Origin of the sequence: Flavobacterium sp. 245 (assembly GCF_004362055.1) — a bacterium.
GTDB lineage: Bacteria > Bacteroidota > Bacteroidia > Flavobacteriales > Flavobacteriaceae > Flavobacterium.
Genome location: NZ_SNXB01000001.1, coordinates 240845 through 253937, shown reverse-complemented (window position 1 = coordinate 253937; position 13093 = coordinate 240845). Strand labels below are relative to the sequence as shown.

Sequence of the window (13093 nt, the reverse complement as noted above, 5' to 3'; positions counted from 1 at the left end):
TTTTATGCTATGAATAGATTTCAAGTTTTCATTATGCTGGTTTTTATTTCCTTTAAAAGTTCTGCCTGTTTGAATTGGGAAATTAAAACGTTGAAGAATAAAGTTGAAATTTATCGGGATCGAACACATCAATATGTTCCAACAGGGCATCAATTTAAAATTAAAGATTTTAATACTTTAATTTTGGATCTTGAAGAAGGATATGTGAAGACAAATGATATAGATTATTTGTCTGATAAAGGTTATGTTTTAATTATTCAGGGAAAATATAAAGAAGCTTTAGCCTTATATCTGAACATTGAAAAAATAAAACCAAACAGATATTCTACTGCATCAAATCTAGGGACTCTTTATGAATTGATGGGAGAAAATGAAAAAGCATATGAATGGATTAAGAAAGCGATCAAAATTAATCCAGAATCGCATGAAGGATCTGAGTGGCTGCACCTTAAAATTTTGGAAGCGAAAATTCATAAAAAGCAAAATCCAACAGGCGATTTTTTCATTAATACTAATTTTGGTTCGGAAATTATTCCGAAAACTAATTTGGGAGATGAAGAACTGTCGAAATTAAAAGATGCTTTATATTATCAGTTAAACGAAAGAATTTCATTTATAAAACCTGAAGATAAAATTATTTCGGTTTTGCTTTTTGAATTAGGAAATATAGCAGCAATAGAAGATTATGACCCAGATAGTGCTTCTAAAGTATATGAACTTTCAAAAACATACGGATTCCGTAACGAATTACTTAATGAAAGACTTATTTTATGTTATAGAAAAATAAATGATTTATGTTTAAAAAACAGTGATCAGGAGCAGCAAATTATGAGGAGAGAACAAAAAATGAGAATTAGGAGTTCAAACCAGTTGGCTAAAAATGATAATGTAATTCTAGCATTGATTTGTGTTTCGACTATTTCTATCGCCTTATTGATTTGTTTGATTATATTTTTCTTAAAATGGAAGAAACTAAAAAAATCTATTTCAGCTTCTTAAATTCTTCATTTTTAGCATACAAAAAATCTATTGTCGCCAAGAGGTTTGGATGTTCTGTTACTGTTTTAGATTTTGGATCGGCATCGCAGAATTGAAGGAAAAGTTCTTTTTCTTCTAGGTTTAATTTTAAATCTTTGACGAAGAAATCTTCAGTGCATGTGGCAGCAATTAATTTTCTAAAATTAATTGCTGCAGTTTCTTTTTTTGGTTCTTCTTCTTTTTTGAATAAGTTGTAAACTTCCTTGCCCAAACGAATGAAATCTATATCAAGCGGACTTCCCTTTACCTCATTAAAACCTTGAATTTTTAATCCCTCTTTTGATTTATGGGAATTTAGTTTGATTTCCTTTATATCTTCTTTGGTTAGGAAAATCTGTTTTGATGTTATATTTGAAATGATAACTTCATTTAATTCTTCCGCTTTCGGAATCATATTTACTATAAGATTATTGGTTCCCATTTCCTTTGCTGTAATTTTCAACCGTGCAAATAGATAATCTTTTGCGAAAAAAATTAAACTGTCTTCTGCTCTTGCCACAATTGAAAATTCTCCCAAAGTATTTGTTGTCGTAATTGTTTTAGCGGTTTTGTTTATGACTTCTACTTTGTTAAGCGGCATGTTATTAGAAATGACTTTTCCGTGAAGTAATTTTTCTGTCTGCGAAATAGAGAGCTGATAAGTGAAAAAAGAAATCGTGGTAAGTAGTTGTGCTTTCATTAAAATTTAGTTTTTAGTTTCTGTTTTCAGCTTTTTGAATTCTTCATTTTTAGCGTACAAAAAATCCAATGTGGCAAGAATATTAGGATTTTCCAAAAGCATTTTCGATTTGGGATCTGAGTCGCAAAAATCAATAAAAAGTTCTTTTTCTTCGGGCTTTATTTTTAAATTATTGATGAAAAAATCGGGTGGACACGAAGCAATTACCAGTTTCTTAAAACGATCGTCGTCAAGTTCGATTGTTTTCTTATGCTTGCCTTTTAAAGGAAATGAAATTCGAAGAGCTTCTCTAATTCTATTATCACTAACTCCTGTATTCCAGAATAAATCTTTGACATTTTTATCAATCAATACATCTGCAACAGCATCAGCATCGACCTTAACTTTATCAAATTTGACGTTAGTTATTACAACTTCATTCAATTCTTCAGGTTTCAGAATCTTATTCACAATTATATTATTCTGATTAATATTTTCCTGAGAAATTTTCAACCTTGAGAAAAAAGAATCTTTATAGAAAAAAATAAGACTGTCCTGTGCTTTTACCAAAATTGAAAATTCTCCCAACTCATTTGTTCTTGTGCTGGTCTGAGCTGTTTTATTAATTACTTCTACTTTATGAAGTGGTGTATGCTGCGAAAGAACTTTTCCGTTTAAAACTTTTTCCGTTTGAGAAATACTGAGCTGATATGTCAAAAAAGAAATTGTGGTAAGTAATTTTACTTTCATTTAATTTTAGTTTTTAATTTCGGTTTTCAGCTTTCTAAATTCTTCATTTTTAGTATATAAAAAATCCGTTACAGAAAGAATATTAGGATTTTCTGAAATTATTTTAGACTGAGGATCAGCATCGCAAAACTGTAGAAACAATTCTTTTTCTTCTGACTTCAGTTTTAAATCTTTGCCAAAAAAATCGGGATTTATAGTGTTTCTAATTAGTTGAATAAATTCTATTTCTTTGATTTTTGGTTTAGGTTTTTCTTCCTTACTTTTTAATAGGTAATAAATTTGCTTTCCAAGATAGACAAAATCAGGACTATAGGGGTCTGCCTTAAATTCGTGATAACCTTCTATTTTTAATCCTGGTTTCGGTTTGTGGGAATTTAGTTTAATTTGCAACATTTCTTCTTCACTCAGTTTAATTGAGGTAGTTCTCCTGTCTAAAATCACTACTTCATTCAATTCTTCCGCTTTCGGGATCATATTAACAATAAGATTGTTGCTTTCGATTTCTTTTGCCGTAATTTTTAATCTTGTAAATAAATAATCTTTGGAGAAAAACAACAAGCTATCCTGTAATTTCACAGAAATCGAAAATTCGCCCAAAGTATTTGTTGTTGTACTAGTGTGAGCAGTTTTGTTAATGACTTCAATACCTTTGAGAATTAAGCTGTTGGAAATTACTTTTCCGTTTAAAACTTTTTCCGTTTGAGAAATACTGAGCTGATAAGTCAAAAAAGAAATTGTGGTAAGTAATTTTACTTTCATTTAATGAACTTTTAGTTTTTTATCTGAGAATTTAATTGCTTAAATTCTTTATTTTTTGTGTGTAAAAAGTCCATAGTATAAAGCAGATTTTTCTGTTTTACGAGGATTTCGGCCTTAGGATCGGCATCGCAGAATTGCAGAAATAAATCTTTTTCTTCAGGATTTAATTTTAAGTCGTTTGTAAAGAAGTCGAGCGGAACTGTCGCTTCTGCTAATTTTTTGAAGTCTAATTCTTGAAATTTATATTTAGGCCTTTTATCTTTTTTTCTAAATAAATTAAAAATAGCGAGTAAGTCAGCGCCGTTTGTGATCGTTCCGTCATAAACGCCAGTAGATAAGGGAGGTTTTGGAACTATAATTGAATTTTCGTCAGCAGGGCCAACATGTGGAAATTTTATGTTTTTAATGATAATTTCATCCAGTTCTTCAGGTTTCAAAATCATATTCACAACAATATTATTTTGCTCTATAATTTGGGTAGAAACTTTTAATCTTTTGAAAAAATAATCTTTAGAGAAGAAAATCAAACTGTCTTTTGGACGAACTAGAATAGAAAATTCTCCCAATTCATTTGTTCTCGTACTGGTCTTCGCAGTTTTATTAATTACTTCAACATTTGGTAGTGAAGCGTTTTGCGAAAGGACTTTTCCGTTCAATAGCTTTTCGGTTTGAGAAATGCTAAGTTGATAAGTGAAAATAGAAATTGTGGTAAGTAATTTTACTCTCATATAGGATTAGTTAGTTGAGAGTAAAATTATTAGAATAGTCTTAATGAAAACTTACAGAATCTGTAAATTCTTGTTAATTCGGTTTTTTGGAGTTTTCAGTCGCAGACTTCTTACAATATTTCAATTAAATCTGAAGGCGTATTGATTACCAATTTGGCACCACTTGCAATCAGTTCTTCTTCTGTTCTATAACCCCATGAAACCCCAAGCGGAAACATATTGGCATTTGTTGCCGTCAGCATATCAATATCGGAGTCGCCTATAAAAATGATTTCTTCCGTTTTTAAATTCCAGTTTTTGCTTATTTCAATTGCTTCAAACGGATTTGGTTTTTTAAGCGCTTCAGTACTTAAACCAACGGCGGTGTTAAAATAATCCGGAAATATTTCGGATGCTATCTTTTTCGTTAGTTCATCTGCTTTATTTGAGAAAACCGCTAATTTAATATCGCGTGAAACTAAATCATCCAGCAATTCAACAATTCCTGCGTAAGGTTTTGTTTTAAGCGTACAAATTTCGCGATATTTTGCAATCATATTTTCGAGACAAACTTCGATTTCATTTTCCGAATTGTTTGATGCCGGCAAAGCTTTGCTTACTAAATTTCGTAACCCGCTTCCAATAAAATATTGATAAGCATCGTAAGTATGTGTTGGGTAATTTAGATTGGTAAGAACATTATTCATGGCATCTGAAATGTCTTCTAATGAGTTGACTAAGGTTCCGTCTAAATCAAAAATAATTCCTTTATATTTCATTCTATTAAATATTATTGGCTAAAATAAACCCGCTTGTCCAGGCATTCTGAAAATTAAAGCCTCCTGTTATAGCATCAATATTTACAATTTCGCCTGCAAAATAAAGATTTTGATGCAATTTGCTTTCCATAGTTTTAAAGTTGATTTCTTTTAAATCAATTCCGCCGGCAGTAACGAATTCTTCTTTAAAAGTGCTTTTTCCGTTGACCTGAAATTTTGCTTTTGTGAGTTGAGAAGCTAAATACTGTAATTGTATTTTAGATAAATCAGCCCATTTTGTTTCCGCGTCAATTTCAGAAGCCAAAACCAAACTTTCCCATAAACGATTAGGGAAGTCGAAAGGAGATTTTTTTGAAACGGCTTTTTTAGCGTGTTCCTGTTTTAAGTCTTTTAGCATTTTCTCTGCATCTTCCGTATCAACATCATTTAACCAATTTACGAAAATCGTAAACTGATAATTTTTGTCGAATAAAATGCGGGCGCCCCAAGCAGAAAGTTTTAGAATCGCTGGACCACTCATTCCCCAATGCGTGATTAGTAAAGGTCCGGTTGATTCTAGTTTGGTATCTTTTACGTTTACGGTAACTTGTGCCGCAACGCCTGGTAATTCTTTAATTCTCGGATCTTTGATGTTGAAAGTAAATAGGGAAGGGACTGGGCTGATAATTGCATGTCCTTTCTCTTGGAGCATTTCCCAAATTTTAGGATTACTTCCGGTCGCTAGAACTAATTTTTCAGCAATAAATTTATCGTTTTGTGTGTCGATTTTCCAATGATTTTCTGCTTTGTAAATCGATTGTACACTTTGACCCGTCAATACTTTTATGCCTAATTTTTCGGTTGCTTTTAAGAAGCAATCGATTATGGTTTGAGAAGAATTAGAAACGGGGAACATTCTTCCGTCGTCCTCAATTTTTAATTCCACACCATGTTTTTCGAACCATTCAATGGTATCTCCTGAACAAAATTGATGAAAAGGACCGCGAAGTTCTTTTTCGCCACGCGGGTAAAATTTAACCAATTCATTCGGTTCAAAACACGCGTGTGTTACGTTGCATCTTCCGCCTCCGGAAACGCGGACTTTAGAAAGGACTTCTTTTCCTCTTTCTAAAATGGCAATTTTCAGTTTCGGATTTTTCTCTGCAATATTAATCGCCGTAAAAAAACCTGCAGCACCGCCGCCAACAATTAGGATGTCGAAATTTTGAGTCATATTTTTTGGGTTGCCATTTTTTTTGCCACGAATTCCACGAATTTGCACCAATTTTTCTTTTGACTTTTGTAATTTTTTGCCACAGATTTCACAGATTTAAATGATTGAAAATCTGTGTTAATCTGTGAAATCTGTGACTATATCTTTTATATTTTATCTGGAAAATCAGAGATTATTCCGTCAACTTTAAAACTTTTTATTTTTTGAATGTCTTCCTCGATATTTACTGTCCAGGGTAAAACCAGAAATCCTTTTTCCTGAATTTCCTTAGTGTTTTCCTCATTCAGTAAATGATAATAAGGATGAATGGCCTTTGCTTTTATTGTTTCGGCGAAAGCCAAAGCTAAATTCAGATCCGTTTCGGTTAATACGCCAATCGGGATATTTTGATTTAAATCATGAACATCTTTTAAAGCACTCCAATCAAAACTCGAGACAATAAAATGCTCGTATTTCCAATTTTTCTCTGAAACATATTTTTCAATTAATGTAGAGACGCACTGCAGTGCGTCTTTACTTTTCAATTCGATATTGATCAGGCATTTTTTGTCTACCAAATCAAAAACTTCATTTAAAGTTGGAATTTCATGCTTATCAGCAACCAAAAACGACTTTAATTCCTGCAAAGATAGGGTATTTACAAAACCTTTCCCGTTGGTCATTTTGTCAATGGTTTCGTCGTGAATGACAATTATATGTCCGTCAGCACTTAGGTGAACGTCGAGTTCGATTCCGTCAGCATTTAAGTCTAATGCTTTTTGGAAGGCTTGTAAAGTATTCTCGGGTTCGTATCCTTTCGCACCGCGATGTGCTATTTTTAGCATGTCTAGAGAGTTTAACCGCAAAGGTCGAAAAGTTTTGCGCAAAGTGCGCTAAGGATTTATTAAAAAAGTTTGCTACAGAAAACAATAATAATCCAGATTTGTTTGCCACGAATTTCACAAATTTCCACGAATTATTTATCATATTTAAATTTGTGACAATTTGTGAAATTCGTGGCGAAAGAAAAAAACTTCGCGCACTTTGCATAAAACTTTGCGCTCCTTGCGGTTAAGTACGTTCCAATAAAACGACATCGAAATCACTATCAATAGTAACTTTTCCATCGATCACTTCTACTTTTTGATCTGAATAAGTGTCTTTTAATTTTGTTCCGTTTTCGAAGATAGCATTTACCGGAATTTCTTTTTTGCCTTTTGGTAAATCCAAACCAATAACGACTTTATCTTCGAAAGTTCCTTTTGTGAAAGTTCTGGAGAAAACATAAGGTTCTGAATTAATTTGCTGATGAATTCCAGCGCCAATTGCAGGATGATTTCTTCTAAATTGTCCTAATTTTTGCCAATGTAAAAGTGTCTTTTTAGTTTCGGGATTATTCAGAATATCATCCCAATTCATGTTGGAACGTAAAGTGGCATCGCCATTAGTTCCTTCAACAACTAATGATCTTCCAGATTCATCTCCGTAATAAACTTGCGACATTCCTGAAGACAGTAATAGTTTTGTTCCGGCTTCTAAAGTTTTAGTTCTATTCGCATCAAATGGCTGACCATCGTCGTGGGAAGACATATAATTAAGCACAGAATATCCTTTTAAATCATTTTTTAAAGCATTTGAATATTTAGAAAATAAACCTTCATAATTGTTTTGCCCTGCGTTCCATTTGAATTCAAAATTAATCATGCTGTTGAAACCATTTTGGAAATAATTTACTTTTCTATCGCCAAAATCATAATCCTGACCACCGCTGATTCCGTAACCGTAAACTTCGGCAATCGTATAAAACGGGTTTTGATCTAAAACTTGTAAAGGATGATGTTTCTTCCAGGTTTCAAAAGCGTAATCGCATTCTTTTTTAAAATCGGCCCAAACGTCTTCGTTGGTATGTTTTACGGTATCGGCTCTGTAACCGTCAATTCCGAATTCAACAATATAATCTGTCAGCCATTTTATGATGTAATATTTTGGTGTTCTTGGATAATTTGTTCTTTTGAAAAATTCATCCAACGACGCAATCTCTTTTTCATAACGTCCTTCTTTTTTCCATTTTTCAATCAAAAAAGGAGGGAGTTGAACCTCCTGTGTACTTTCTGTTCTTACATCCGGAAGATTATCAACTAAAGTACACATCGTTGTATTTTCGAATGATTTGTAATCGCAAACAACGCCAGTTCTAACCCAGTCAGAAGGCCAAACAGGATCTTCGGCAGTTACAGGTCCAGTATGATTGATTACGCCATCCAGAATAATTCGGATGCCCTTTTCATGTGCTTTTTGAACCAATTTGGCTAAATCTTCTTTAGTTCCGAAATTCGGATCCAAAGCCGTCCAGTCTTTTGCCCAATAACCGTGAAAGCCATAAGTCAAACCCGTTCCTTCATCAACGCCATCGTGAATTTGCTCTACAATCGGCGTAAGCCAAATGGCATTTATTCCTAATTTTTCAAAATATCCGGATTCGATTTTTTTTGTAATTCCGATGATATCTCCGCCTTCAAATCCTCGCAATTTTGCCGGAGTTTTGGTTCGGTTGAAATTTATGTCGTTGTCGGTATTTCCATTATAAAAACGATCGGTAAGTAAAAAGTAAACATTTGCTCCTTCCCAAACGAAAGGTGTTTTCGAAGTATTTTCGTTATTCATTGAAACTGATTTTGAGCCAGAACAACTCGTGATTAAGAATACTAAAGGTAAAAAAAGGAAAGTGTATTTTTTCATTTATATAAAATTTAACGTTGTAGAGACGCACTGCAGTGCGTCTTTACGATAGACATTGTGTTGTAAACCGTATTAATTAAAAAAAAAATAGCCACTAATTCACGAATTATTTTAATACTCTATGAAAATATAAATTCGTGAATTAGTGGCGGAAAATAGTAACCTATAATTTTAAACACATAGAAACATAGGTTTTCATTCTCTTGAAAAGGTTGAAAAAAAATGACAAATCATTTCACACATAGCTATGTGTCTTAATGCTAGTGACACGTCTTTTTTTAGACTATCAATTACTATGTCTCTATGTGTTTAAATAAAATATTTATTCCAATTCTAAAATCAAAGCTGATTTTGCCTCCAATGTAATTTCAGTAGCTAAATCGAATGTCTTGCCGGTTAAAACATCTTTTCCTGATTTAAAGTTTTTGATGTTTTCTTTAAAACGATTTGTTTTGATAGTTTGTGTTTTAGCGTTGTTATTGAAAACGACCATTACCGTTTTTGCATCAGTATATCTGAAATAAACATAAGTGTTGTTTTCTGGAATATAATGCGTCATTTTCCCGGTATGAATCGCTTCATTTGATTTTCTCCAATTGAATAATTTGGATGTAAAATCAAAATATTGTGCTTGCTCGGCTGTTCTTCCTGTTGCAGTTAGTGCGTTGTTTTTGTCGCCGGCCCATCCGCCAGGAAAATCTCTTCGAATGTCTGCATCGCCTTTACCTTTATCTCCGCCCATTCCAATTTCTGAACCATAATAAACTTGCGGAATTCCACGAATCGTTGCTATTAAAGTCATTGCCAGTTTGTATTTTGGAAAATCGTATTTAAACTTCTCGTTCATACGATCAGTGTCATGATTTTCGGCAAAAACCAAAATGTTATTTGTGTTTGGATATAAAAAATCCATGGCAAAATTGTTGTAGAATTTAATCAACCCGTTGTCCCAGCTTGGTTCGTCTTCGTTGAAAGAAGAAGTAATCTGACTTTGAAGCGTAAAATCCATTACACTTGGTAAGTTCGAATTGTAGTTTTCAATTGCGCCAATTTTACTGTCTTTTTGCCAAAACGCTAAATTCGCCTGATTGTGCATCCAGATTTCTCCAACGATATTAAAATTAGGATATTCATTCGTAATTGCTTTTGCCCAATTGGCCATTCCAGTTTTGTCAGAGTAATTATAAGTATCCACTCTAAATCCATCCAAATTGGCATATTCAATCCACCAGATTGCATTCTGAGTTAAGTATTTAGCCACTAGAGGATTTCTCAAATTCAAGTCTGGCATAGACGGTACAAACCATCCATCAACACAAACTTCCTGATCTATTTTTGAAGCGTGAATATCTGTAATTACCTCACGTCTGTGGTGTGTTTGCGTGAAGTTTTCAAATTGATTGAACCAGGTTTTTGTTGGGATGTCTTTCATCATCCAGTGGGTAATTCCCCAGTGATTCGTAACATAATCCATAACCAGTTTCATGTTTTTTTTGTGCATTTCTGATGATAAACGAACGTAATCTTCGTTAGTTCCGTAACGCGGATCTATTTTGTAAACATCAGATTGTGCATATCCATGATACGAATGTTGTTTGTCGTTGTCTTCGCATAAAGGCGTGTTCCAGATTGTAGTGGCACCCAAAGACGAAATATAATCTAAGTTTTTTATAATTCCTTCGATATCTCCGCCGTGACGTCCTGCTGGTTCTGCGCGATTTCCTTTTTCAGTTAAAGATGCATTGGTATCATTTTTCGGATTTCCGTTAGCAAAACGATCCGGCATGATTAGGTAAATCAAGTCTGAAGAATCGTAGCTTTTTCGGTCAGCCGAATTCGCTCTTCTTTCTTTAAGGGAATATTTTTGAGTAAAAGCAATTTTGTTATTGGCTTTAAAAGAGAAAACCAATTCTGAAGCTTTTAGGTTTTGTGTGTCAATCGTAACAAAAAGATAATTTGGATTTTCTGTTTTTTCGACATTTTTAATCGCCACATTATTAGAAACTGAAGCTTCATATTGCGCGATATTTTTTCCGTAGAACATAATCTGTAACTCCGGATTTTTCATTCCCGCGTACCAAAATGGCGGTTCTACTTTCTGAATTTGCGCTTTCGCGGAAGCAGAAAAGATCAGAACAAATAGGAGTATTTTACAGAATGTGTGCTTAATTTGAATTCTCATAATTTAAAGTTTTTAGTTTTCCTGCAAGGTTTTCAAAACCTTGTAGGTATAATTGAGTAATCCTTTGGAAGACCTACAAGGTTTTGAAAACCTTGCAGGAAAACTCTAAGTATATCTGATTTTAAAAAAAAGACAAGTAATTCTGGGGAAAATTACTTGTCTTAAAAAAATTATTTAGTTTCAATTATGCTGATCGCATAACCTCCGCCAGGAGCAGATAACTGAGATAATTTTGATTTATTAGTTACAGCAATTTTCTTGATAGTATATGCTTGCGGATTTGTTTTGTAATGCGCATCTTTTGCATCAGCATAAATTGTTGCAGTGTATTTTTTACCTTTTTCAAGGAAACTAAAATCGATGTTTGAAGTACGAGATGTTTCTCCGTTTACGTTTCCAACAAACCAGTTGTTTGTTCCTTTTGCTTTACGGGCAACCGTAATAAAATCGCCTGGTTCAGCTTCAATATATTTACTTTCAGACCAATCTACAGCAACATCTTTAATGAACTGGAAAGCATCTGGAAAACGGTTGTAATTATCCGGAGTATCAGCTGCCATTTGTAATGGGCTGTACATTGTAACATATAAAGCTAATTGGTTGCAAATTGTACTGTTTACATGTGATTTATTGTCTGGATTCATTTTGCTGATATCCATTTCGAAGATTCCAGGCGTATAATCCATTGGACCTCCAATTAATCTTGTAAAAGGCAATACCGTAACGTGATTTGGTTTAGAACCACCAAAAGCCTGATATTCTGTCCCTCTTGCTGCTTCGTTTCCAATTAAGTTAGGATACGTTCTTGCAATTCCTGTTGGGCGAACCGCTTCGTGAGCGTTTACCATAATTTTATAATCAGCTGCTTTTTCGATTGCATATTGGTAATGGTTTACAATCCATTGACTGTAATGATTTTCACCACGAGGCAAAATGTCTCCAACGTACCCGCTTTTTACAGCATCGTACCCGTTGTCTTTCATGAATTGGTACGCTTTGTCCATATGACGCTCGTAGTTACGAACTGAACCAGAAGTTTCATGGTGCATGATAATTTTGATTCCTTTAGATTTTGCGTATTCGTGCAAACCTTTTACATCAAAATCCGGATATGGCGTTACGAAATCAAAAACATAATCTTTTGAATGTCCAAACCAGTCTTCCCAACCTTCGTTCCATCCTTCAACCAAAACAGCGTCGAAACCATTTGCAGCAGCGAAATCAATGTATTTTTTTACGTTGGCATTGTTTGCTCCGTGTGTTCCGCTTGGTTTTGCTTTTGAGAAATCAGAAACACCCAATTGTACTGTTGGGAAATCGTTAGTGTACGACCAAGAGCTTTTTCCTGTAATCATTTCCCACCAAACACCAATGTATTTTACAGGCTTAATCCACGAAGTATTATCAATTTTTGATGGATCGTTTAAGTTATAAGTCATTTTTGAAGCTAAGATTTCTCTTGCGTCGTCGCTTACCATAATTGTTCTCCAAGGCGAGTGGCTTGGCGCCTGCATATAACCTTTGTCACCTTTTGCATCTGGAGTTAACCAAGATTCGAAAGTCATGTTTTTATCATCTAAATTCAAATGCATACAAGAATAGTTGATCAAAGCCGCTTCGTGCAAGTTGATGTAAATTCCATCAGCTGTTTTTAACATCAAAGAAGTCTGAACTCCTGTTGGTGAAAAAGATTTTTGAGAAACATTTGCAGTATATGCTTTTTGAGATAAACCTCTAATTTCAGATAATTTCGATTTTGTATAATCGTATTCCTGAGTATCATAATCTCCTGGAATCCAGAAAGCAGTATGATCTCCAGTCATAGCAAATTGAGATCTTTCTTCTTTAATTACAAAATAAGTAAGATTCTTTTGCGCTGGAAATTCATATCTAAATCCAAGTCCGTCTTCAAATAAACGGAAACGGATAATGATTTGTCTGTCGGTTCCTTTTTGATTTAAGGTTACAGCCAATTCATTATAATGATTTCTGATGTTGTCTACTTCTCCCCAAACTGGTTTCCAAGTTTCATCAAAAGTGGAAGTTTTAGTATCCACAACTGTAAAGTCATTCAATAAAGATTTTTTGTCATCTTTAAGTTCAAGACCTAATTTACTGGTTTTTACAACTTCTTTGTTTTTGTATTTTAAATTGTACGTTGGAGTTCCATCGTTTTGAAGAGAAAATTCCATTACGAACTTGCCTTCGGGTGATTTTAATTGTTGTGCTTTGGCAATCGAGCTAAAAGCAAACAAGATTAAACTTGCGAAAAATAAGTTTTTCATGTTT

11 protein-coding genes are annotated in these 13093 nt (G+C 33.7%); 1 reads left to right on the top strand and 10 read right to left on the bottom strand.

The annotated features are described in order from the left end of the window. The first annotated feature begins 9 nt into the window (after positions 1-9). Positions 10-999, top strand: coding sequence for a tetratricopeptide repeat protein (locus tag EV145_RS01040; RefSeq protein ID WP_133523390.1), 990 nt, complete (start codon positions 10-12; stop codon positions 997-999). Here EV145_RS01040 and EV145_RS01035 read toward each other — a convergent pair. The 10 genes from EV145_RS01035 to EV145_RS00990 form a co-directional block, all read right to left on the bottom strand. Further along, positions 983-1717, bottom strand: coding sequence for a hypothetical protein (locus tag EV145_RS01035; protein ID WP_133523389.1), 735 nt, complete (start codon positions 1715-1717; stop codon positions 983-985). The two genes, EV145_RS01040 and EV145_RS01035, sit on opposite strands and share 17 nt — an antisense overlap. Before the next feature lie 6 nt (positions 1718-1723). Continuing rightward, positions 1724-2446 carry a hypothetical protein gene (locus EV145_RS01030; RefSeq protein WP_133523388.1) on the bottom strand — a complete coding sequence of 241 codons (723 nt, stop codon included), beginning with the start codon at positions 2444-2446 and terminating at the stop codon, positions 1724-1726. A 6-nt stretch (positions 2447-2452) separates the two neighbouring features. After that, the gene (locus tag EV145_RS01025) at positions 2453-3205 is read right to left on the bottom strand and encodes a hypothetical protein (RefSeq protein WP_133523387.1); all 753 of its coding nucleotides are present in this window, start codon (positions 3203-3205) and stop codon (positions 2453-2455) included. 11 nt (positions 3206-3216) lie between these two features. Beyond that, positions 3217-3933, bottom strand: a complete 717-nt coding sequence (locus tag EV145_RS01020; RefSeq protein WP_133523386.1) for a hypothetical protein — start codon at positions 3931-3933, stop codon at positions 3217-3219. Positions 3934-4043: 110 nt separating this feature from the next. Then, a complete protein-coding gene (locus tag EV145_RS01015) occupies positions 4044-4691 on the bottom strand; it encodes an HAD family hydrolase (RefSeq protein WP_133523385.1) in 648 nt (215 codons plus the stop codon). A 4-nt stretch (positions 4692-4695) separates the two neighbouring features. Continuing rightward, positions 4696-5904, bottom strand: a complete 1209-nt coding sequence (locus tag EV145_RS01010; RefSeq protein ID WP_133523384.1) for an NAD(P)/FAD-dependent oxidoreductase — start codon at positions 5902-5904, stop codon at positions 4696-4698. Between the two features lie 146 nt (positions 5905-6050). Beyond that, entirely contained in the window at positions 6051-6728 is a 678-nt protein-coding gene (locus EV145_RS01005) for a glycerophosphodiester phosphodiesterase (protein ID WP_133523383.1), read from the bottom strand. Positions 6729-6954: 226 nt separating this feature from the next. Further along, positions 6955-8622 carry an alpha-amylase family glycosyl hydrolase gene (locus EV145_RS01000; protein WP_133523382.1) on the bottom strand — a complete coding sequence of 556 codons (1668 nt, stop codon included), beginning with the start codon at positions 8620-8622 and terminating at the stop codon, positions 6955-6957. A 322-nt stretch (positions 8623-8944) separates the two neighbouring features. Beyond that, a complete protein-coding gene (locus tag EV145_RS00995) occupies positions 8945-10804 on the bottom strand; it encodes a glycoside hydrolase family 13 protein (RefSeq protein ID WP_133523381.1) in 1860 nt (619 codons plus the stop codon). 170 nt (positions 10805-10974) lie between these two features. Next, positions 10975-13089, bottom strand: a complete 2115-nt coding sequence (locus EV145_RS00990) for a glycoside hydrolase family 97 protein (protein ID WP_133523380.1) — start codon at positions 13087-13089, stop codon at positions 10975-10977. Between the last annotated feature and the right edge of the window lie 4 nt (positions 13090-13093).